Here is a 23,225-nt window from a genome sequence, read left to right as displayed (position 1 = left end):
ATATGATTAATGAAACAGTAATAATAAATACAATCAAAGAAAATCCGCACATAAATACAAACACTTTGTTAAGGAAGCTAAATATTAGTCCTAGACACAGTAAGATTTTGACCAATATGCTTATAAATCTGTCTTCTAGGGATTTAATTGCTTTTGACAAAAGAGACTCATCATATGTAGCATTAAGAAAAATAAACACAATCCAAGGGGCAATTCACTTTGCTTCTGAAGGCAAGTGTGCTTTTGTTGATGTTGAAGAATTAAACAAAAGTGGAACCAAAAGTTCTTATTTTGTTTCTAGCAATAATTTTAATACAGCACTTAATAATGATATTGTTGAAGCTGATGTTTTTGAGCCTATAAGCCCTGATAACAATAGAACTTTTGCTAAAGTTAAAAAAATAATTGAGCGCCGTTGCAAAACATTAATTGGTGTTTTAGATAATGTTAATGGTTTTGTTACATTTAAGCCAATTGAGCCTATTTATAAAAATACAAGTTTTAGAATCAAAAATATTGCTAACGAAGCTAGAGTTTTAGATGTTGTGGTTGCTGAAATTATTAACTACGAAAACAGAAATAAAGAAATAAATATTATCAAAAGAATAACAGATGTTAATGACCCTATGGCTTATGTTAAGTCATTAGAAGAAGCTAGAAATGTGCCAAGGGAATTTCCTGCTGAAGTTAATGAATATATTCAAAAATTTATTCCTGAAAACATCAAAAATGAAGACTTAAGCATGCGTACTGACTTAAGAAATGACCTAGTTGTAACGATTGATGGCTCTAGTACAAAAGACTTTGACGATGCTATAAGTGTTGTAAAGATTGACGAAAATACCTATGAATTAGGCGTGCACATCGCAGACGTTGCTTACTATGTTAAAGAAAATACGCCTTTGGATGATGAAGCTTTAAAAAGAGGAACAAGTATTTATCTCTTAAATGAAGTTGTGCCAATGCTGCCTTTTAAATTATCTAATGGCATATGTTCATTAAATCCAAATGAAGAAAGATTGACTATTAGCTGCATAACTAAAATTAATAAATTAGGCCAAAGCATTGAAACTAAAATTGTTCCTTCAGTTATAAAGTCTAAATATAGACTTACTTACGAAAGAGTTAATGAATTTATTAATGATTCTAAAGACTTTGAAGATAATGAGCTGAACAAAATGCTCAAAAATGCTTATGAACTTTCACAAATTATAAGAGAGTTTAAAAACAAGCAAGGCTATATTGATTTTGAAATTCAGGAGCCACATATTGAGCTTGATTCTGATGGTCGCGTTTTAGACATAAGTGTTGAAAAAACAGGCGAATCGGAAAAAATGATTGAAGATTTCATGGTTAGGGCTAATGAAGAAGTTGCTAAGTTTATAACAAACTCTAAACTTCCTATGATGTACCGGATTCATGAAGTGCCTAGTGAAGAGAAAATAGAATACTTTTTAGACGTTTTAAAGTCACTTAAAATTAATGTTTCATTAAACAGAAAGCACATTACACCTTTAACATTTCAAAAAGTTATAAATCAAATCAACAGCCAGCGTAATGATGAATTTTTAAAAATGCTTTTCTTAAGAACAATGCAAAAAGCGGTTTATTCGCCTGATAATATTGGCCACTTCGGTCTAGCTAGTGAATGTTATTGCCACTTCACTAGTCCTATTAGAAGATATCCTGATGTTATTGTTCACAGAATCTTATGAGACTTTGTTTTTAGAAAGCAGTTAAATAAAGTAGATGAATTTGCTGCTAATTTGCAAAAAATAGCTGCTATGAACTCAGCTAGTGAAGAAAATGCAGTGCAATTAGAGCGTGATGTAAATGATCTTAAGTTTGCTGAGTATTTCAAAAGCAGAATTAATAGTGAGTTTGAAGGCCAAGTTTTTGGAATCACTAAATTTGGAATGTTTATCCAGTTTGATAACAAAACTGATGCAATGGTGCACATAAGTAACATTGGCGATGGTGATTTTGAAGCTAATGAGCAAATGACAAAGTTATATAGCAAAAATGATCCCAAAAAAGCCTATAAATTAGGTCAAACGGTCAGAGTCATTATCACTAATGCTGATGAAACAACTGGTAAAATCGATTGTGTTTTAACTCAAGACTATCAAACCTATTTAAGAAACAAAGTTTCCAAAAACTTCAATCATCAAAAAGGCTTCAATAAGCGTTAAATCCTATAAAACAGGCATATATGAAAAATAAACAAGCTAAATTAGTTAAAAATTCATTAGGCTTCGACAGTAACTTATATGTTTATCAAGACAAAGAAATGTTTAATTATTCTGTCGACACTATAATGCTTGGCAACTTTGTGTTTTTAAATCACAAAATTAAAAGAATGCTAGAAATAGGCACAAACAATGGTGCTCTAAGCATTTTTATTTCAGAAAGAAATAAAAATTTAAAAATTGATGCAATTGAAATTCAAAAAAGAGCTGCCCAGTTAGCTGCTGATAATGTTATTTTAAATAATAAACAAGATCAAATTAATGTAATTCAAGCTGATTTTAATGATTTTTATAAAGAACACACAAAGCTAGTTAAGCCTAAATATGAAGCCATTGTGTGCAATCCGCCTTTTTATGTTTATGATAAAAGCAAAATATCAAAGAAAATTAGCGAAGAGGTCTTAATTGCTACTCATGAAGTTAAGCTAAACTTAGAACAAATAATTTCCGGAAGCGCCAAAATTATTGAGCAAAAAGGCTATTTAACTCTTGTTATTCCTGCTGAAAGATTAGTTGATTGCTTCTGCTTGATGCGACAGTACAAATTTGAGCCTAAAAGAGTGCAGTTCATGATACCGCGGGTTTACGATAAGCCTAAATTAGTTTTAGTCGAAGCTAGATATCAAGCAGGCTGAGGCACACATTTTTTGCCAAATTTATATTTGCATGATCCTAATGATCCGCTTAATCATGATTATTTACCTGAAATTAAAAATCTTTATAAACCTATAAAGGTTAAAATGGAGTAATTTATGAAAAAAACATTTTATATTACTACGCCTATTTACTACACTTCTGGGCCATTGCACATTGGTCATCTTTATTGCACAACAGTTGCTTGAATAATTGCTAACTATAAAAAAATATTGGGCTACGATGTTAAGTTTTTAACTGGTAGCGACGAACATGGCCAAAAAATAGAGCAAAAAGCTGCTGCTGCTAATAAAGATCCACAAACATATGTTGACGAATTAGTTGATTCTTATAAAAGAATGTGACAAAAATACAACATAAATTATGACTATTTTAGTCGTACAAGCGATCCTAAACATATGAAAATGGTGCAAGCAATTTTTAGTAAATTTTTAGAGCTTGGCTTTATTTACAAAGGTAAATATGATGGCCTTTATTCAGTTAATGATGAAGAGTTTTTAACTAAAAATCAAGCTGTATTAAAAGATGGAGAATACTATCATCCTGTTAGCGGACATAAATTAGTTTTGATGAGTGAAGAGAGTTACTTTTTCAAAATGAAAGAGTTTCAAAACTGGTGATTAAATGAAGTAAAAAACAACCCTGAATGGCTTTTACCTTCTAAAATGACTAATGAAATGATTACAAATTTTGTTTCAGATGGCCTTGAGGATCTTTCAGTCACTAGAACTAACATTAACTGAGGCATAAAAACTAATGAAGATCCTAAACATACTCTTTATGTATGATTAGATGCGCTTTTTAATTATGTTAGTGCTTTAGGTTTTGACTTAGAAAATCCAGGTGATGAGTATTTAAGATATTGGCAAAATGGCGATGAAATTGTGCACATAATTGGCAAAGAAATTTCGCGCTTTCACTTCATTTACTGAACTATTTTTACAAAAGCTTTAGGAATCAGAATCCCAACTAAAATTTATGCACATGGCCTATTAAGAGATAAAGATGGCAGAAAAATGTCTAAGTCATTAAATAATGTCATTGAACCTGAATATTTATTTAGTAAGTATGACGATGAAATGATTAAATATTATTTTGCATCTGCAATTTCTTTTGGCGAAGATGGCAATTTTAGTGAGGATAAGCTTATTGACACTGTTAATTCTGAGTTAGTTAATAATTATGGCAATTTAGTTTCTCGAACAGTAAAAATGATTAGCAATTCTTTCCCAGAAGGGCTAATTTACAGGCAAAGCAGTAAAATTGAGCATTTAGAAATAGAAGAAAAAATTAACTCATTTGCCTCAAAATTCATTGAGCTTATGGATGAGTTTAAACTAGATAAAGCGCTAGAGTGCTCAATGAATCTTTCTGATGCATTAAATAAATACATTGATACTCTTAAGCCTTGAACCTTGACTTCAGATGAGCATAAAGAAGAGTTAGAAGGTATTTTAGTTAGATTACTAAATGGCATTTATGCAGTTTCTTGAAGCTTACAAATTATTATGCCAAATAAAATTGTTGAGGTTGCTAAAGCTTTAAATGTTAGCTCATTTGAATTAGCTAATATTAGCAACTTTTCAAAATTTGATGGAGTTAAAACTGCTGATAAATTTATTCTATATAATAGAATTAAAAAATAGATATCCAGCATAGTGGAAGGAAAAATGATTCACATAATTTATAAAGAAATGGTAATTAGGCAAGAAGCTAAAGAAAGATTTGCTTACTTAATTAGAAACTGAAACGATTTTGTTAAAAAACAAGAATTAAATCTTTCTTTTGACTTATGCTGAAAAAATGAAAACACACTTGTTGTAATTGAAAGATGAAGCACAGCAGCAGCATACAATAATTTTTTAAAGCTTGATGAAGCTAAATTAATTAATAAAGAATTAGAAAAATTCATTGACTACAATGCAAAAGTTGAAAGACTTAATGTCAATGTTTAATGCTATAAACTAGGTTTATAGTTTTTTTATTTTTTAGTTAGTAGGATATTTTTATATAAAATTGAATTATGGGATTTTTTAGTTATTTAAAAGACAAATTATTTGGTTGAAAAAAGAAGTCTAAAGAAGAAAAATTAGCACAAAAGCAAGCTGAATTAGAGAAAAAAGAGCAAGATGAGCTTTTACGTTCACAAAAGTTAGAAAAGTATCAAGCGGGGTTAAGCAAATCTAGCTCGCTTGGTGCAAAATTACTAGATCTTTCAAACAAATATAAACAAATTGATGAAGAGTACTTTGATGAATTAGAAGAAATTTTAATAATGAGTGATATAAGCGCTAAGCTCGTGTATGCAATTATTACTCATATTAAAAATGAAGTTAAAATCAGAGAGTTAACTAACACTAAAGATATTGGCGAGCTGATAGCTGACCAAATGTTTGTTGTTTATACCAATAAGAGTGTTGTTGACACAACACTTAATGTTGAAGATGGCAGATTAAATATATTAATATTTATTGGTGTTAATGGTAGTGGTAAAACAACAAGCATCGCTAAAGTTGCACATAAATACATAAAAGAAGGCAAGAAGGTTTTAATTGCTGCAGCCGATACTTTTAGAGCAGGGGCAGTGGATCAAATTGCTATATGATCTGAACGTGTTGGTGCTGATATTGTTAAGCCTATAAAAGAAGGCGCTGATCCAGCAAGCGTTGTTTATAGTGCTTTAGAGAAAGCTAAAGCTGAGAACTATGACTTATTGTTAATTGATACAGCTGGCAGATTGCAAAATAAAATTAACTTAATGAATGAACTTAAAAAAATGTACTCAATTATTAATAAGTTCCAAGAAGGCGCACCACATGAGTGTTTACTTGTGCTTGATGCAACTACTGGGCAAAATGGTGTAAGTCAAGCTAAAGCATTTAGCGAAGTCGCTAGTCCAACTGGAATAATTTTAACTAAAATGGATGGCACTTCAAAAGGTGGTATTGTTTTGTCAATTAAGGATGAGTTTAACATTAATGTTAAATATCTAGGCCTAGGTGAAGGACTAGATGATCTTCAGGAATTTGACTTAGATAATTTCATTTATGAAATGACCAAGGATTTAATCGACAAAAATGAAGAATAATCTCATTAATGACATTAAAAATATTGAACATCTTTGCTCTCTTTTTGAAAAATATGAAGGCTTATTAACTCAAACCCAAAAGCAAGCTTTTAGACTCTATTTCTACGAAAATCTTTCATATGCTGAAATAGCTAAAATCACAGCCACAACAAGAACTGCTGCTTATGACAGTGTGCATAAGGCTATAAATAATTTAAAGAAAATTGAAGCTAAAACTAGCGAATAAAAATGAACCTGCCTTGGTTCATTTTTTGTCTTTTATGCCTTATTTAAAGTACTTTAAGGCTTCTTCATAGTTAGGCTCATTTGAGACAACTGGAACATATTCAACATATTCAACTTTATTGTTTTCATCTAAAACAAATACCGCTCTAGTTAGTAAGCCAACACCTTCTAATAATGTTTGTGTTTTCTTTCCAAAATCATTGTGCCTAAATTCGCTAACTAATTTAACTTTTTTATTATCCTTTGCAACACATCAACGATTTTGTGCAAAAGGTGTGTCATATGATACAACAACTACTTCATATTCCTTGTCTTTGAAATAGTTCATAAATTTAGTTGCTTCAACATCACAGGTTCCTGTGTCAATTGATGGAACTGATAAAACTAATTTTTTTCCTTTTGGTAATGAATAAAATTCAAAATCATTTAATTCACCATCCACAGCCTTAAAGTTAGGAAATACATCTCCAACTTTAATTTCATTGCCTAAAAGGTTAACATCCATATTTGCAAATGATACTTTCATAATTCTCCAATCAATAGCTAAGAAATACAATAATTATATATTATGCTTAATAACATTATTTTATTGGGATTATATTTTCATAATAACAAATTAAGTGTGCAAATTACAAATTCTTATATAGCATACTTTAGATAATAGCTTATTTTATTCAGTGTAGACTTTCGGTTTGTTTTTTAAATACTAAAATTGTTTATGCCAATGTGAATTAAGTAACATTTTATTTATGCGCATTTTTGTATGAAAGTAACAAAAAAGTAAAAAATGGGAAAAATAGTCTTTTTTCTTAAAATATTGAACTGTAGTTTGTAAATTAAAATAAGCATTATCATGAGCATAAAAATACTTTACTTGGTGCTGAACTACATTTTGTTAATATTTGCCTTAAAATATATGCATTTTTTAGTTTTTTTACTATAATATGTAAATATTAGTTAGGCAATACACATATAAGTTAAATAAAACGGAGATTTATAATGCCAAGAGATGGATTTACATTATTTTGTACTGATTGCAAAATGGAAAACTACATTAGCAAAAAGAACAAAAAAAATACACCAGAAAAAGTAGAATTAAAGAAATTCTGTGCAAGATGCAATGCTAGCACTCTTCACAAGGAAAAGAAATAATCATTTTATTTAACTCTACATTTTCATTTAAAAATAAAATGCCACTTTTGGCATTTTTTTATTTTCTTTGTGTTGTTTCGTTAGCTTTTAGTAAAACAGCTAAATTATTTTTATTGTTTTCAATAATTTCTTTAGTTAAGTGGTAGTGGTTAGCTGAAATAGTTTTTAGTTTGCCTTTGAATTGCACTATATAGCCATTAGAATCGCCAATAACTTCATAAATTCTTTGATCATCACTGTGCTCAACTCTAAAATGCGCTGTTGTTGAACCATTGGCATTATCAATAAATTGATTGATAATTAATTTCAATTTATTTTTGCTTTTAATGCTGCCATTATCTACAATTTTAACTAAATCACGAGATCATAAATACTCGTTGGTAAAATCGCTTAAACTTACAGGTTGTTTTCCCGAAACAATTGTTTCATAGGTTTCTTTGTAAATTGTTTGATATCCAGGAATCTTTTTTGTTTCTTCTTTTTCGAAGAAATCTTTAATAATTTGAGCCTCTTTATTTAACTCTTCTTGGCTAGGGTATACAATTGTAAATTCACCATCTTTAAGTGGTTTTTGCTTAAGCTTAGACTCTAATTCCTTGCTATTTACAGCTCCATAATTAGCAAATTTTAAGTCTAAATCTTTAATGCCTAGCCTAAATTCTACAATGTTATCACTATCTGGTGTACACTTAGCAGCTACAACAATTGGAGCTATTGATGCAAATGAAGATATTAATAATATTTTTCTTTTATTCATTATTTCTCATTTCTACATTATGAATAAATATACCAAAAATTTGAAAACTAGGTGCTAAGAAAATTTCTAAATCAATATAAAAATAATTCTTCAGACGAAGAATTATTTGCTTAATTTTTTAGTTGTCTTTGCTTTTTTCCTTGTATGGAATTACATGCACATGTGTATGAAAAATGCTTTGGTCAGCACTTTTTCCAGTGTTAATCAAAATCTTAAAGCCAGCAATTCCTTTATCTAACACTTCTTGCTTACCTAATTTTCTAGCTGTATTAATTAAGTGTGCAGCTGTAAAGTCATCTGCTTCAGTAATGTTTTTGCTCTTAACTCTAGGCACAACTAGGAAATGTCCTGGTTGAATAGGAAATTTGTCATAGAAAGCAACACAAACATCATCTTCATAGAAGATTTTCCCTTCTTCTTCACCACTAATTATTTTTAAAAATAAATCGTCCATATTATTTTTCTACCCATACCTTGTCTTTTAATTGTTCATAAAGAGGAGTAATTTCTTTATTAACTTTAATTTTAACACCTAAATGTGCAAATGCTTCAATTGCCTTTTCTAAAAGGTTTTTTGCATCTTTTCCGTAAAATAAGTAAGCTAATTTATTCAAGTTGTCTTTATAAATAGAATCTTCAAATGATAATACTTCTGCTTCTTTTAATTTAGAATCATCAACTTTATCTTTGGTATAGTCTTCTTTTGTCTTTAGTTTGACTTTTTTACCAACAGGCACAATTTGATTTATGTATGAAACAATTGACTTGCCGTCTTTGTCTTTGACGTTAACTGATGATTTTTTTGTTGATAAATCACTAAAACTAAATAAAATTGAGTTTAAAGCATCATAAACTCCATAAGTTCCTGAGCCTTTATTTCTTCTTTTATTGTCTGTTTCATCTCAGTTAAGACCGTAGGTTCCTGGGTCTTTTTGAATGCCAGCATAGCCTTGAAGTTCTTTGTCTTCAGTATTTTTTGTTATTATTTCTCACTCTTTAGCTTTCTTTTCAGCTTCAGCAGTGTCTTTAAAAAATGCATTGAAGTCATCTTTATTTGAAATAGTGTTTTTTATTTCTTTTCTAGTGAAAATATCGTTCGATGTTGTTTTATCATCAAAGGTTCTATTTCATAATTGAATGTATTTGTTTTCAAATGCGTATTTGACTAAATTATAGTGCTTTAAATCAAATTTAGCATCCTTACCATCAACATAGTATTCAAACTTTTGGTCTTTAGATTTATCTTTGTCTTTTTTGCCAACATTAGCAATATTATTTGCTATTGTTTGTAATTTACCTAAGTCAGAAATTTCAAAGTAAGCTTTAACTAAAAGCATATTGTTAATTTCTTTTCTAATGCCAGTCTTATCTTCCATTCATATTTTGATGAAGTCAGCTGTATTTATCTCGCCAGGAAAATTCTTCGTACTAATTCAATCAAATGGATTAGTCTTAAAAACATCATTCTTTTTTCACTCTAATGACTTTTCTACAAAGTAATATTCATTTTTAGAAAGCTGATCTAAAGCAAATATTTTATATGCTTCATATGAGTCTTTAAATAATTGAGAATTTTGATTTTGAAATTCTTTTTCAAAATTTTTCTTTCAGCTATTGGCATCATGTTGCTTTGCTGGTTTAAGGTTATAAATGTAGCTTAGTGCAAAGTTGTTTCAAATCTCTTCTAATTCTGCTACTCTCTTGTTTTCTTTAAGATCTTTTTGTTGATTTAGTCTTTCAGTTGTTTCAACATCATTCCCACATTTAGCACTAATAACAGCAACTGAAGGAATAGTTAATAAACTTAATGATGATAGTAATTTTTTGCTTATTTTCTTCATTATTCCTCCAGTTACTTAGCCTCTAGGTTAAATTGTTTTTTGAGATATTCTAATACAAGTGAAGCAGCTGTTTTATTTTGATTGTACTTAAAGTAGGCTTTGCCATCTTTCATCACAAGCAGCTCATCATAATTATTTTTAGCTCTGTTTTCGATTCAGGTTGAAACATCCTTAGAAAGCTTAATGAAATTAGAAATTTTGTCAAATTGAATTGCTGCAGTTGATGCTGTAATTAAATCAGTTATAGCACTATCACTATATTTAACATTTTCTAACTTTTTACCGCTTTTATCAAATGCAAAATTGTTGTTTTGAGTTTTTAGGTATTGCTTAAACTCACTATCTTGAAGCATTTTTAGAATATATTCGTTTCTTGAAAGCTGTTTGTTAAGTTTTTGCAAGGCATTATATCTAACGCCTAATTGTTTTTCATATTTACGGTTTAAAATGAAGTCATTTTTGATCATTTTAATTAATTCATCTTTTTTGATTTCATCACCAAAAATTAGCAATTTGAATCCTTCAGGAGAAAGTATGCCAGTAACATTCTTTGTGATTCCGCTGCCATTAAATTTAACTTTATAAACTGTTTGAATTTTCTCTTTGTCCTCAAAAATTTCGACAAATTTTTTAAGTATATTTTCTTCAAAAGCTTTTTCAGTTAAACCTTTGTTTTGTGATTCATTGACTTCAGTAAAAAATTTTTCTAAATTTGTATTATATTCTGCTGCCTGTTCATTATTTGAGACTGTCCCATTACTGCTGCCAGAACCGCCTCCAGATGATGAACTAGATGCACCATTGCCATTTTTAATAAGTTTATCAATTCCGTCTTTAATGTTTTTAATTTTTTCAAACAAATCAATCTCTTTAGGCTTTTGACCATTTGAACCACTGGTACTTTCATTGTAATTTTCCCCAAACAACAATTTGGGATTATTTGCTAGAAATTTTTGGAAATTATCACCAGTTACTAGCTCAGAAATTGATGTTAAGCCAGAAGTTCCTCAGTTTTTCTTAATTTCTTCCTTACTTGTTGAAAAAGTATTAAGAACTGAAGAATATTGGATAGCATCATCTGGAAGAATGTTAGTTCCATTTTTGTCAACAACAGATTTTATATAGTGATCAAATGAATTAAATTTCTCTTTAACAACATTAAATCCTTCGGTCACATTCTTTAAACCAAAAGTATCTTTTTTAGCATAAAATAGGTATCTAAGGAAAATGTTTTTGTCGATATTTCATTTTTCATTCTTCTTGGCAGGAGCAATACCAGGAAGTGTGAATTCACTAATAATTCTTGGTTTTTCATTTGCAATATATGAATCAATAAAAGGATCAATTGACTTATATGAATCTTTGAAAACAAAACTATCGGTTGCTAGTGCTAGTTTAGATTTATCATCTAACTCAATGAACTTTTTGTCTTTGCCATTAGTATGTCATCAACTAAAAACATTTTTGCCACTTTTATCTTTTCTTTCAATTTCGTCTTTTTTAGAATCACCATTTGCAAGTCTAAAACGACGCAAAGCATCTGATTTAATGCCTTCAAAAACTTTATTTTCTACAGCTTCATCAATGTTTTTAGCACCATTGTATTTTTCAACTAAGTGCTTATTAAATTCAGTTTGTCAGTTAGCTGTACCAAATTGAAGCTTCATATTATTTTCAATGTCAACTAATTCATTTTTGAACTTGGTCTTAAGCTCTTCCAAGGTTGGTAAACGGAAAGAATTGTTGTCTTTTTCATCGCTTCTTTTAGAATCGTTTCACTTCTTTTGATACTCAGCTGATGCTTTTTGCTCTTGATCATAAAGGTAGTAAAGAATAATTTTGTCAAGCTCTTTTAACTTATCTTCTGATGAAGAAATATTGTGATTTTGGTAAATATCCTTAAACTCTCCAAAGTTTAAGTCTAAATTAAAATCGCCAATTTTGGCACTAGCTACATTAGTGTTTTGAGCATATCCGTCAATAAAGTTTTTTCTAGTTGAATTAATTACAAGTGGAACAGTAATACCAGTAGCAACAGCAGCAACTAAAAGTGAAGAAGTTGTCGCGATTTTTCAACTTCTACTTTTTTTGCTTTTTCCTGTTGTTTTATTTTTGTTTTCTTGCTCAGCATTTTTTTGCAAAAGACGCTCGAAAAATGGTGTTTTTTTCTTTCCCATAAGTGCTCCTAGGTACTTTTATAAATATTTAATATTAATATTAAACTAAAATTTGTAAAAAAATAAATTAGTAATATTATATTATGATTTTTTTATAATTTATGCAAATGATAGTCAAAACAACTGCAATAGAAATACTAAAAGAATTACAAAAAATATTAGATTCAGAAAAAATAAATTACTCTCTAGGGCTAGCTAATTATTATGAGTATAAAAACGAGCCTGAGTTGTTTTTAATTAATGATCTTGAAGTGTGTCTATGACACAAAGATTTTTATGCACTGCTTAAAAAATATCCAAATCATTTTATTTTGCCAGAAAATCTTACTTTTAAGTCGCTTGCTCCATGTTACAAGTTTTCAGGTTCAAGCATCAAAATAAACATTATTGTTGGCACCAATGATGAAAAAATAAACTACTGGTATAAGTTTAAAAACTATAAGCGTTTAATCTATTGGGGAAACAGCAAAAAACACTGACTTTACTATCTTTTTGGATCAAAAACACAAAGAATTTCTTTACATGATTTAGTTAATTCTTTGGTGCATGAAAGATATACAAAATTTATTATTTTAAACTCTGAAATTGATAAGTTTAAAGTTTTTGATAATCTTAATTTTAATAAAAGATTTTTTGTAACTGAAAAAGGAGTTACTGTTCCGTTTTTTGAGCCTTTTAAAAACTTGTAGCTCTGTTTTATAGGGACTTTGGGCAGTTTCTCGTTTTATAGAAAACAATAAAAATCAAGCTTGCACGGCTTGATTTTAAATATAATTTTTGTGAAATTATAGAAGCTAAAATGCTTTATTATTGTTTTGATTTTTGTTCATTAACAAAGTGGTCTAAACGAGAAGATTTTCTTGCACCTTTATTTGGGTGGTAAACACCTTTTTGTACTGCAGTAGCAATGATTGAGTGAGCTTCAGAAACTTTCTTTTCAAAGCCTTCTTCTTTTGCTAAAACAGCTTCCCTAGCCGCTCTAATAGCTTTTCTTACTCTGGTTTTCATTGCATTATTTCTTTGTCTAAATTCTTCTTGTTTAGCAATACTTTTCACTTTTGATTTAATATTAGCCATATTTAGCCTCCCTTTTTATTTAAATAAAAATCTGTTTAATTATACATTAAAATAATAATTTAGTATTATTATTACACTATGTCAAATGTAATAGAAATTAAAATTGAAATACCTAAAAATTCAAACATAAAATATGAATACAATCGTGAAGATGGACAAATTCACGTGGATAGAATTTTAAGAGGAGATTTTAAATATCCTTGCAACTATGGTTTTATTCCAAACGCCCTAGACTGAGATGGCGATGAATTAGATGTTTTACTTTATAGCCCTGAGACTTTTATTCCTGGAGTTGTGCTTAATGCTCGTATTATTGGCGCAATGAAAATGAATGATTCAGGCGAAACTGATACAAAATTAATTGCTGTACATGATGATGATTATCGTTTAGCTAACATTAATAGCTTAAAAGAGTTGCCTGAACCATTTTTACTAGATATGGAAACATTTTTCAATAACTACAAGAATTGAAAAAAACCTAATTTAACAAAAGTTTTAGGCTTTGAAGATGAAAAGTGAGCGCTTGAAGAGTTAGAAGAGTGCAAAGAATTAATGAACAAATATGGCAAAATGCCTAAAAAAGAATTTGTTGCAAAAATGATGAAAGAGCACCCTGAAAAATACACTTTTCAAGACTAGAAAAATGGACAATTTTCCTTTGTCCATTTTTTATTTTTGCTTTCTTAATTATTCTTGCCTAAAAACTGTTTTATTTTGCTAATAATGTTACTTACATTAAAACCCATATGTTCATAGACAACATTACCTTTGTCTGAAAAACCATAATCAGAAGCAAAATGGCCGTCAATTTTATTATACTTACTTAACTTATATCATAATGGATCATTTGAAGCTTCAAGTGCAAAAATAGGTTTTTGATCTAATTTTAACTTCTTTGCTAATTCATCATTATCAACTAATTTTTGCAATACTGGCACTGAAATAACATTTGCCTCTATTCCATGATTTTTTAATTCTAAGGCTGTTTTATAGGCTAATTCAACTTCTGAGCCAGAAGCTAAAATTGATATATCAAATACTTTTTGTTCATAAACAAAACTAGCAGGAATAAAGTCTAAAAACTTAGTAGAGTGCATTGTTTTAACAGGCTGCCTTGTGCCTATTATGGCAACTTGGACACTTGTGTTATTATAAGCATAGTTTAAGCCCATAACCAATTCATATTTATCACATGGTCTGATAACTAATAAATTAGGAATAGATCTTAAAACTGTAACTTGTTCAATAGGCTGATGAGTTGGCCCATCATCGCCAACTAAATATGAATCATGCGAGTATAAATGCACAGCAGGAAGCTTCATAATTGCGCCTAATCTTAATGCGCCTTTAGCATAATCAGAAAAAGCTAAGAAAGTCGAATCAACTGTTTTTAAACCACCATATAAATTAATGCCATTATTGATTGCTGTCATTGCAAATTCTCTAACACCATAGTCAATTCTTTGGCCATAATCTAAAACGGAATCGGCAAATTTAACTTTAGTTGATGAACCAACATCAGCACCTCCACCAATTAAAAACGGATATGAAAAATCAACTATTTCACTAAAAGTTTTATAGTAGTCTCTAATCGCCAAATCATCCTGTTTTATAAGGATATTAGAAAAATCATAATTTGTTTTATTATTGATGGCTTCTAGTAATAATGAATGAATTCAAGGAAATTCTTTTTTATGATTTTCTAATTCAAGTAGTCATTTTTCATACTCTTTTTCCTTATTAGACATCAATGATTGAGAATGTTCATAGACATCCTTATCATATTCAAATGGAATAGTGTTTTTTAAACCTAAAGCTTTTTTAAATTCTAAGGTTTGCTCACTATTTAAAATCCCATGATGACCTTTTGTACTGTTTTCAAACGGAGTAAAAGGTGCTATTATGTTATGAACCATTATATAAGTAGGCTTATCTGAATTTTTAGCTTCAGTAATTGCTTTATCAACATTTGAATATGTTGCTTCATTAACTTCAATCACATTGAAGCCTATGGCTTTAAAATAGGCTAATAAGTCAACATTGCTTACATCAGAAACTTTAGTGTCTAACTGAATTTTATTGTAATCATGAATCAAAATAAATTTATTAAGCTTCATAACACTAGCAATTTGCAACGATTCTATTGCAACTCCTTCTTGTAAGCAGCCATCTCCGGCTATAACATAGGTATAATTGTCAATTACTCTTGTGTTGCCTTTATTAATTTTTAAAGCCATTCTTTTTTCAGCAATTGCCATACCAACGCCCATTGCAACTCCTTGCCCTAATGGGCCAGTTGAAGCATCAACAAATTCAAAGGCATCAGTTTCAGGATGTGAAGGTGTTTTAAAATGCTTTCTTTTATGATGTTTTAGCTCATCTAATGATAAAAGTCCTAGAAAATACATCATACTGTAAAATGACATGGAAGCATGACCGGCTGATAAAATTAATCTGTCTCTGCTTATTCATTTAGATTCTTGTGAGCTAATTTTCATATGTTTTGCTACTACTGCATACATAATAGGGCAAATATCAATGGCAGAGCCAATATGTCCGCCACCTGCATTATTAATTGAGTCTAAAGCTATTGCTTGCATTGATGCAACAACTTTTTGATTAATGTCCATAAAATTTACTCCGTTTTTAGTTTTATTAAGTCTTTATAACATTAATTCTACTATATTAAAGATTATAATTTCTGTGTAATTAATATAGGGATAACTAAGCTAGATTATGAATAATAAACTAACAAGACATAAATTTTTATATTCCATAGGAACCTTATCATTCTCCTTTTTTCTTCTAACAGTTTTGTCAGCTGCAGGATGTAATAGTAAAAACAAGGCCATAGAATTAGATAAATATAAGCTTCCTGAAAAGTCATTTTATGTCCAAAATGACTATTATAAAGCCTTAGAAGGATTAAATGGAGTTGAGCTTTATAAAGCTTTAATTGCTAACCAACACAAGTATATTTCAGGAATTAAGCCATATAATTATTTAAAAAACATATACAAGGATGCTTTTAAAGATCTTTATTTTGAAAATGATAAATCACTTTTAGATATTTATTCTGAAAATCCAAAAGGCAAGGATCCTTATAATTATGCCTTTGGTAACTTTGGCTCATCTGCTGAAAGTGAAGGTATGGGCTTTAACAGAGAGCATTTAGTGCCTCAGTCATGATTTAAAAATGAAAAGCTAGCTAAACAAGATGCACACCATGTTTGACCTACTGATATTCTAGTTAATAGCAAAAGAGGTGACTATCCTTTTGGTACTGTCAATAAATCTCAATTTACATCCAAAAATGGAACTAAGGTAAATAGTTCATTTGCTGAGCCTATTAATGAATTTAAAGGCGACATTGCGCGGGCATATCTTTACTTTGCGCTAACTCATGCTAGCAGAATAGGATTACATAGCCAAGGCAGAGAGGTTTTTGCTTTTTCAAATGACAGGCCACTAGTTAATAAATATTTTGAAGCTTATACAAAATGAGCTAAAGATGACAAAATTAGTCTTTTTGATGTTGTAAGAAATAATGAAATTGCTAAACACCAAGGCGGTCTTAGAAACCCTTTTAGTGACTATCCGGAATTGATTGATTTATTAATAAATCCTGGCAAAAAAGTTTTTATTAATAAAGGAATTTTAAAAACTGATATAGCAATTTAGTTTTTAAGATGTTGTTAATTTGACCAATAACACTATTTTATATGCAAAAATGCCACTTTTTGGCATTTTTTCATACACTAATTTTCATGTTTTACAATAAAATATGTTTTTGAAAACAAGCAACTTGTTTTATTTATATTTTTTAAAAGGAAAATAAATTATGAAAAAATTAAATTCTAAAATCCCCCTGTTTAGCAAATTAATCATTAAAACAGGCTTATTCGTAGCTTCACCCCTTGTAATTTCATCTAGCTGTTATGTTCCAAATGAAAGAGTTTATGATATATCATTAGACATTGAAAACAAAGGTTCCAAGCTATCAAGTGACATAACATTTCACAACATATCAGATCATGTTAAAGTTAACAAACCAGCACATGTTAATCTTGAATTTGTTTCAGTTACCCAAACAAATAATAGCCTAGAAGTTGAATACAGAGTTATAGATAAAGATAAAAGTAAAACATTGCCTAAAAAAATTTTAGTTACAGGATTTAAGGATTCAATTTACAACAATAATGTTGCTATAAATCCAAACCCACTTCCATATTTTGATAAAACAACACCTAAAAGTGATGAAGAACCAAACATGAAACTTGAAGGTATGCCTAATGATCAACCGATGCCAAACATTAATAATGGCGAATCAAATAGTGAATCATCACCGCAATCAAGCACTGTTGAATCACCAGAAAATAACTTACCAAGAGGCCGTAAAATTAGAGATGCTGGTTACAGATTAAGTGAGCTTTCAGCATACCCTTATGATCTTATTTCACTTGATGATGTTGCAAACAAAGATGAATTATCTAAAAAATTAGAAGAAGCAATAAAAAGCAAGGGTGGTACAAATTCATCAGCTGAAGTTGCCTTACAATCAGGCTCTTTCTTTACAAAGAATAGCTCACATCTTGAAGGATTATCAATAAATGACACAATAAGTCAAGAAATTAAGAGCAAAATTAAGACTCATGGCTCAGATGCAACTATTGGTTATTTCTTTGAGTCAGCCACAAGAGGTATCAGTGTAGAACGTCATGGCACAGAGGAAAACAAAAAATACTTGTTCAAATGACGCTTAGTTAAGAATGATGGAAACCCTGGCACTAAAGTATATGAACAAATAATTGATCTTTCTTAATTAGATAGAAATATTTTTAGTTTACTTATACAGTAATTAACGCTAAGTATGCATTAAGCACCAACAATTATCCACTAGTGTGCATCATTTTACCAATAATGCTGTTTTATACATATAAATGGTAAGAGTTGTGCATATTTTTTGCTTAATAAGAGCACTTTTGTTGCATTATATTTTTCATTTTTTAATCATAAATATAATTTTAGCAAACAAGCAATTTGTTTTATTTATATTTTTTTAAAAAAGGAAAACTGACTATGAAAAAAATGAGCACAAAGATACCCCTGTTTAGCAAATTAGCCCTTAAAACAGGTATATTTATAACCCCCCTTCTTATTTCAGCAAGCTGCTATGTTGCTAATGAAAAAAACTACAATATTTCGCTTGATATTGAAAACAAATCTTCAAAACTTTCTAGTGATGTAACCTTGCACAATATAACACAGCATGCTAAAATAACTAAACCTGAACATATTAATTTGGAATTTATATCAGTTACACAAAAAAATAACACTTTAGAAGTTGAATACAGAATTATAAATAAAGATAAAAGTAAAACATTGCCTAAAAAAGTTGTTATCTCGGGATTTAAAGATACATTCTCCAGCAGTTCAATCATAAATCCTAACCCAATTTCACCATTTAATGATGACAATCCTGAAAAAGAAAAAAAGCAAAGTTTATCAGAATCTTATAAGTTAAATAAAAATAAAGACCTTGATGAAAAGTATCATAAAGCATTAAAATCATCTTCTGACATAACTGGAAGATTATTTAATGAATCATGAGTAGATAGAACTGTTAAAGAAACTGACTACAAGCTTAATGAACTAACAGCATATCCATATGACTTATTTACTATTGATGAAGATGCAGATAAAAATGCACTAGCTCAAAAGCTAGATAATGCAATAAATAGTACAATTAGAACAAAAACACCAGGTGCAATAGCACTTGTAAGAGGGCTTTCTCGTCCTAAAGCAAACTATGGGTGATTAGATGGATTATCAATTAACAAAACAATAGATCCTAAAATAAGAGAGAGAATTAATACTCACACTGGTGACCCTACAATTGGATTCTTTTTCAAGCAAGTAGAAAAAGGTATTAGTGTCTGATGACATGGAAAAAAGGGTGATAAAAAATATATACTGAAATGAAGATTAATTAAAAAAGATGGAAAGCGCGGAGACAAAGTCTACTCACAAATTATAGATTTGTCTTAATTAACAACATGGTTGCCTTTATGGCAACTTTTCTTTTACATCTGTTTTATAGACATATAAGAAATTAACACGCTTTTTAATTAGCTATAAATAAAAAACAAAGCATAATATATCTTTGCTATATTTTGAAGTTGCTTAAATCAATAATTAATATCATAAAAAATGTGAATTTTAGATCTAAATAGCCTAATTATTTTACCAATAACGCTATTTTATAAGCATAAATGGGAAGTTTTTTAATTTTTTTCTATGCAAAAATACCAATTTACCTGTTTTTAAGGCACATTTGACTAATGCATCATCAATAAAATATAATTTTTACAAGCAAGCAATTATTTTATTTATATTTTTAAAAAGGAAAACTAACCATGCAAAAATTAAGCAATAAACTTCTCGCATTTAGCAAATTAGCCCTTAAAACAGGTATATTTATAACCCCCCCCTTCTTATTTCAGCAAGCTGCTATTCTCCAAACAAAGACAAGTACAACATATTACTTGATATAGATAACAAAGGCTCAAAACTATCAAGCGAAATAACAATACATAACATAAAAGACCTTGCTAAAGTTACTAAGCCACAACACATTGAGCTTGAATTTGTATCAGTTACTCAAAGAAACAACAGCTTAGAAGTTGAATACAGAATTGTAAACAAAGATAAAAGTAAAACATTGCCTAAAAAAATTTTAGTTACAGGGTTTAAAGACTCATTATCAAATAGCAACATTGCTATTAATCCTGAACCAATTTCCCCTATTAATCAAAATGAACCTATGAAAAAGGATGCTGAAACTAGCACTACGCCTGATTCAAATCCAATTAATAAGCCTGGACACAGTGAAAGAAGTGAAGCAGGTTCATCTAGTGAACAAAGCACACCAAAAGCACCAAATAAAGAGCAAACAAATGAACGTAAAATCAAAGAAAAAGGCTATAAATTAGACGTTTTAACTGCTTACACATATGATCTTATTCAAGTAGATGATAATGCTAACAAAGAAGAACTGATTAAAAAGTTAGATGACAGTATAAGCAAAAAATCAGGTGCTATAGCATTATTGGGTGGTTCATTTTTTAGCAAGAGTGATAATTCTAAGCTTGACGGATTATCAATAAATGAATCAATAAATGTTGAAATTAAAAACCAAATCAATACTCATAGTGGAAATTCACCAGTGGGATTTTTTAACAATAATGGTGACCGCGGTATAAAAGTTGAACATCATGGTGAAAAAGATAGCAAAAAATACCTATTCAAATGGCGTTTAGTAAAAACTGATGGCAGTTTTGGTGCAAAAGTTTACGAGCAAATAATCGATTTATCTTAATTACTCTGTGATTTTAATCCTATAATTTCCCTAAAAGGCTGTTTTACAGCTTTTTAGGTTTTTTGCTCTATGCAAAGTTTTATCAGTTAACTTTGTATGAGCACTTAACTTTAATCTCTGTATTTTATCCATATTATGCCTATTTATAGGCATATATATTAGTATTGCATTATAATATTGTTATAGCTGAAAAACAGGCGAGGAGAAATAAAATTTATGAACAACAATAATGCATTGCTTTTTGGTATGCCAAATTGCATCAAGCTAGCTGAAAGAATATCAAAAATGATAAACATTCCGCTTTCAACACTGACATTAACTAAATTTGCTGATGGTGAAACTATGCCAGTAAGTGACGAAGCTGTCAGAGGCAAGGATGTTTACATCATTGCTAGCACATCAAGACCAGTAAATGATAATTTAATGATTTTGTACTTATTCATTGACTCATTAAAAAGAGCCAGCGCTAAGTCTATAAATATAGCATTAGCTTATTATGGCTATGCACGTCAAGACAGAAAAGCTAGTGGTAGACAACCTATTGGTGCTAAATTAGTTGCAGACTTTTTAGAAACTGCTGGTGCATCAAAAATTATCACTGTTGACTTACACAACTCTGCAATACAAGGATTTTTCAACATTCCAATTGATGACTTAAAAGCTTCATTTACTTTAGCCAAAGCTATTAAAAGAAGCCATGAAAAATTTACAGTTGTTAGCCCTGATCATGGTGGTACAGTTAGAGCTAGAAGTTTAGCTGAATTAATTTCAAATGACATTAAAATCAGCATTATTGATAAACGTAGAACTGGCGTTAATCAAACTGAAGTTATGGGCTTAATTGGTGATGTTAAAGATCAAAATGCAGTTATTATTGATGATATTATTGACACTGGCGGAACAATTATTAAAGCTGCTGAAACGCTAAAGCAATATGGAGCTAAAAAAATTGTTATAGCTGCTACACATGGCATTTTTAGTAAAGGTTTTGATATTTTCGAAAATAATCCAGCTGTTGAAAAAGTTATTATTACTGATTCAATAGATAATGATGAATTATTAAATAAGTACAAAAAATTAGAAATTGTTAGTTTAGACAGATTTTTAGGAAGCGTTATTGATTGTTCAATTAATGGTAAATCTATCTCTATGCTTTATGATAAATTTGCAAAAGAAATAAAAGAGAATGAATATAAATAAAGACTATTTGCTAAATAAATATAGCAAGCAAACTCCATTGCTTCATAAATATGCACAAATGATTTATGAGCAAAATAAGGTAATGAATATTTGTGGTTTTGATAGTGTTGATGAAATATTTGATCAAGGCATTTTAGGTTCTATTTTAGTTTTTGAAAATGCAATTAGTGAATATTATTTCGATTTTAAAGGCAAAAAAATTCTTGATATCGGGGCTGGAGCGGGATTCCCTTCAGTACCTTTATTAATTGCACTAGATAATGAATTTGAGCTAGTTATTATTGAAAGCATAGCTAAAAGATGTGCATTTTTAGAAACTGTTAAGGCTAAGTTTAATCTTAATTTAACAATAATTAACGATAGAGCTGAAAATGTTAATAACTATAATTCTTACTTTGATTATATTTGTGCAAGAGCACTAGGATCTGTTGTCAAAATATATTTAATGGCAAATCATCATCTTGCCCAAAATGGCTGTTTTATACTGCCTAAAGGAAAAAACTATCAAGATGAAGTTGCCCAATTTCAAGCTAAATTTAGCTTAGAAAAAAATAATATTTCTTTCTTTGAATATAAGGATGAAATTAACAATGAGCACTCATCATTAGTAGTAGTTAAAAAAACAAAGCCAACTCCTAGGGGCTGACCTTGAAAATGGGCAAAAATCAAAAATTATTAGGTAGCTTTTGCTGCCTTTTTATTTTTTTAGTTACTGCTTGTTAAATTTAAAGAAAATAAAAAAAGCAGCTCCCTATTTTCCCATCTCTGGTATCTTCGGCGCTAAAGGGCTTAACTACTGAGTTCGGAATGGTATCAGGTGATCCCCTTTGCTATGGCCACTGATAAATATTTTAGCACAATTAAAAAATAAGTCAAAATATTTTTCTAATTTTTTTAATTAGCTTAAAGCTCTGTAAAAAATCTTGTCTTAGAATAATTAAAACCGCACTATTGGCGGTTTAATTTAATGTTAATTAGTTGGCCTTAATAAAGCTATTAGTGCTCCAACAAATGAAAGCCATGGAATAAATAGCCCTATAATTAGCAAAATTCTAGCTATAGTTCCGACTTTATGGAACAATAGTAAAATATTTATTAGAAGCATGATAACTGGAATCACTACAACAAATGCTCATAAAACAATGATTGTTCATGATGCAAATGTTGCACTTATGGTTGTGCCCTGAGCGTGATTATACAAATCTTTACCAAATATTGCTAATAAAACAACAACAATAGCAAATGCAATTGGATATGTAACAAGATATGATATAGATAATCTTTTGGTTCTAGACATTACTCTCCTTTACATTAAAGCATAGTTTAACTTAGCAAACTAAGCAGCATTATTATAATATGAATAGTATAAAACATTATTGTTATTGATAATTATATTTTCAAAATTATGGCAACTTTTTTTACATTCT

The 23,225-nt window shown here is 29.5% G+C and carries 23 protein-coding genes and 1 rRNA gene; 15 read left to right on the top strand and 9 right to left on the bottom strand.

All coding sequences use genetic code 4. The annotated features are described in order from the left end of the window. Positions 1 to 2 precede the first annotated feature (2 nt). The 6 genes from rnr (at position 3) to MAGB_RS03235 (ending at position 6,217) form a co-directional block, all read left to right on the top strand. Positions 3 to 2,192 carry a ribonuclease R gene (rnr, locus tag MAGB_RS03260; RefSeq protein WP_004024371.1) on the top strand — a complete coding sequence of 730 codons (2,190 nt, stop codon included), beginning with the start codon at positions 3 to 5 and terminating at the stop codon, positions 2,190 to 2,192. A gap of 20 nt (positions 2,193 to 2,212) precedes the next feature. After that, a complete protein-coding gene (locus tag MAGB_RS03255; protein ID WP_004024370.1) occupies positions 2,213 to 2,998 on the top strand; it encodes a tRNA1(Val) (adenine(37)-N6)-methyltransferase in 786 nt (261 codons plus the stop codon). A 3-nt stretch (positions 2,999 to 3,001) separates the two neighbouring features. Further along, positions 3,002 to 4,549, top strand: a complete 1,548-nt coding sequence (metG, locus tag MAGB_RS03250) for a methionine--tRNA ligase (protein ID WP_004024369.1) — start codon at positions 3,002 to 3,004, stop codon at positions 4,547 to 4,549. 24 nt (positions 4,550 to 4,573) lie between these two features. Next, complete coding sequence (locus MAGB_RS03245) at positions 4,574 to 4,858, top strand: antibiotic biosynthesis monooxygenase (RefSeq protein ID WP_004024368.1); 285 nt, start codon at positions 4,574 to 4,576, stop codon at positions 4,856 to 4,858. Between the two features lie 68 nt (positions 4,859 to 4,926). Next, positions 4,927 to 5,991: a signal recognition particle-docking protein FtsY gene (gene ftsY, locus MAGB_RS03240; RefSeq protein ID WP_004024367.1), complete on the top strand. Its 1,065-nt coding sequence runs from the start codon at positions 4,927 to 4,929 to the stop codon at positions 5,989 to 5,991. Beyond that, positions 5,981 to 6,217 carry a sigma factor-like helix-turn-helix DNA-binding protein gene (locus tag MAGB_RS03235; RefSeq protein WP_004024366.1) on the top strand — a complete coding sequence of 79 codons (237 nt, stop codon included), beginning with the start codon at positions 5,981 to 5,983 and terminating at the stop codon, positions 6,215 to 6,217. Before ftsY ends, MAGB_RS03235 begins: the two co-directional genes overlap by 11 nt. Positions 6,218 to 6,256: 39 nt before the next feature. Here MAGB_RS03235 and tpx read toward each other — a convergent pair whose 3' ends face one another. Further along, a complete protein-coding gene (tpx, locus tag MAGB_RS03230; protein WP_004024365.1) occupies positions 6,257 to 6,742 on the bottom strand; it encodes a thiol peroxidase in 486 nt (161 codons plus the stop codon). A 473-nt stretch (positions 6,743 to 7,215) separates the two neighbouring features. Here tpx and rpmG point away from each other — a divergent pair, with 473 nt between their 5' ends. After that, a complete protein-coding gene (rpmG, locus tag MAGB_RS03225; RefSeq protein ID WP_004024364.1) occupies positions 7,216 to 7,368 on the top strand; it encodes a 50S ribosomal protein L33 in 153 nt (50 codons plus the stop codon). A 58-nt stretch (positions 7,369 to 7,426) separates the two neighbouring features. On the opposite strand, the gene MAGB_RS03220 is transcribed toward rpmG, so the two are convergent. The 4 genes from MAGB_RS03220 to MAGB_RS03205 all read right to left on the bottom strand — a co-directional run bounded on the left by MAGB_RS03220 (position 7,427) and on the right by MAGB_RS03205 (position 12,143). Next, complete coding sequence (locus tag MAGB_RS03220) at positions 7,427 to 8,125, bottom strand: MAG2000 family lipoprotein (protein WP_004024363.1); 699 nt, start codon at positions 8,123 to 8,125, stop codon at positions 7,427 to 7,429. A 118-nt stretch (positions 8,126 to 8,243) separates the two neighbouring features. Then, positions 8,244 to 8,579, bottom strand: coding sequence for a histidine triad protein HinT (hinT, locus tag MAGB_RS03215; RefSeq protein ID WP_004024362.1), 336 nt, complete (start codon positions 8,577 to 8,579; stop codon positions 8,244 to 8,246). Between the two features lies 1 nt (position 8,580). Next, positions 8,581 to 9,966: a HinT-interacting membrane complex lipoprotein P60 gene (locus MAGB_RS03210; protein WP_004024361.1), complete on the bottom strand. Its 1,386-nt coding sequence runs from the start codon at positions 9,964 to 9,966 to the stop codon at positions 8,581 to 8,583. Between the two features lie 11 nt (positions 9,967 to 9,977). Beyond that, positions 9,978 to 12,143 (bottom strand): HinT-interacting membrane complex protein P80, encoded by a 2,166-nt coding sequence (locus MAGB_RS03205; protein ID WP_004024360.1) that lies wholly within the window; start codon positions 12,141 to 12,143, stop codon positions 9,978 to 9,980. Between the two features lie 101 nt (positions 12,144 to 12,244). Between MAGB_RS03205 and MAGB_RS03200 the strand changes: the two genes are divergently transcribed. Continuing rightward, entirely contained in the window at positions 12,245 to 12,832 is a 588-nt protein-coding gene (locus MAGB_RS03200; protein WP_004024359.1) for a hypothetical protein, read from the top strand. A gap of 118 nt (positions 12,833 to 12,950) precedes the next feature. On the opposite strand, the gene rpsT is transcribed toward MAGB_RS03200, so the two are convergent. Continuing rightward, the gene (rpsT, locus tag MAGB_RS03195; RefSeq protein WP_004024358.1) at positions 12,951 to 13,220 is read right to left on the bottom strand and encodes a 30S ribosomal protein S20; all 270 of its coding nucleotides are present in this window, start codon (positions 13,218 to 13,220) and stop codon (positions 12,951 to 12,953) included. A 78-nt stretch (positions 13,221 to 13,298) separates the two neighbouring features. Between rpsT and MAGB_RS03190 the strand changes: the two genes are divergently transcribed. Then, positions 13,299 to 13,859, top strand: coding sequence for an inorganic diphosphatase (locus tag MAGB_RS03190; RefSeq protein ID WP_004024357.1), 561 nt, complete (start codon positions 13,299 to 13,301; stop codon positions 13,857 to 13,859). A gap of 44 nt (positions 13,860 to 13,903) precedes the next feature. On the opposite strand, the gene MAGB_RS03185 is transcribed toward MAGB_RS03190, so the two are convergent. Then, the gene (locus tag MAGB_RS03185) at positions 13,904 to 15,850 is read right to left on the bottom strand and encodes a transketolase-like TK C-terminal-containing protein (RefSeq protein WP_004024356.1); all 1,947 of its coding nucleotides are present in this window, start codon (positions 15,848 to 15,850) and stop codon (positions 13,904 to 13,906) included. Between the two features lie 106 nt (positions 15,851 to 15,956). Here MAGB_RS03185 and MAGB_RS03180 point away from each other — a divergent pair, with 106 nt between their 5' ends. From MAGB_RS03180 to rsmG, 6 genes are all read left to right on the top strand, one after another. Next, positions 15,957 to 16,901, top strand: a complete 945-nt coding sequence (locus MAGB_RS03180; protein ID WP_004024355.1) for an endonuclease — start codon at positions 15,957 to 15,959, stop codon at positions 16,899 to 16,901. 160 nt (positions 16,902 to 17,061) lie between these two features. Beyond that, the gene (locus tag MAGB_RS03175) at positions 17,062 to 18,042 is read left to right on the top strand and encodes an MAG1890 family putative lipoprotein (protein ID WP_004024354.1); all 981 of its coding nucleotides are present in this window, start codon (positions 17,062 to 17,064) and stop codon (positions 18,040 to 18,042) included. 257 nt (positions 18,043 to 18,299) lie between these two features. Then, entirely contained in the window at positions 18,300 to 19,268 is a 969-nt protein-coding gene (locus tag MAGB_RS03170; protein ID WP_004024353.1) for an MAG1890 family putative lipoprotein, read from the top strand. A gap of 427 nt (positions 19,269 to 19,695) precedes the next feature. Next, positions 19,696 to 20,598 (top strand): MAG1890 family putative lipoprotein, encoded by a 903-nt coding sequence (locus MAGB_RS03165; protein WP_420329214.1) that lies wholly within the window; start codon positions 19,696 to 19,698, stop codon positions 20,596 to 20,598. A 216-nt stretch (positions 20,599 to 20,814) separates the two neighbouring features. Beyond that, the gene (locus tag MAGB_RS03160) at positions 20,815 to 21,798 is read left to right on the top strand and encodes a ribose-phosphate pyrophosphokinase (protein ID WP_004024351.1); all 984 of its coding nucleotides are present in this window, start codon (positions 20,815 to 20,817) and stop codon (positions 21,796 to 21,798) included. Continuing rightward, positions 21,785 to 22,477 (top strand): 16S rRNA (guanine(527)-N(7))-methyltransferase RsmG, encoded by a 693-nt coding sequence (gene rsmG / locus MAGB_RS03155; RefSeq protein WP_004024350.1) that lies wholly within the window; start codon positions 21,785 to 21,787, stop codon positions 22,475 to 22,477. The genes MAGB_RS03160 and rsmG overlap by 14 nt, the downstream gene beginning before the upstream one ends. 59 nt (positions 22,478 to 22,536) lie before the next feature. Here the strand turns inward: rsmG and rrf are convergent. Beyond that, positions 22,537 to 22,642, bottom strand: a 5S ribosomal RNA gene (rrf, locus tag MAGB_RS03150). Positions 22,643 to 22,768: 126 nt separating this feature from the next. Next, entirely contained in the window at positions 22,769 to 23,095 is a 327-nt protein-coding gene (locus MAGB_RS03145) for a hypothetical protein (protein WP_004024349.1), read from the bottom strand. Between the last annotated feature and the right edge of the window lie 130 nt (positions 23,096 to 23,225).

Origin of the sequence: Mycoplasmopsis agalactiae 14628, from assembly GCF_000266865.1 — a bacterium.
Classification (GTDB): Bacteria; Bacillota_I; Bacilli_A; order Mycoplasmatales; family Metamycoplasmataceae; genus Mycoplasmopsis; species Mycoplasmopsis agalactiae_A.
The sequence above is the reverse complement of the archived record's forward strand: the minus strand, read 5'-3'. Positions and strand labels throughout refer to the sequence as shown.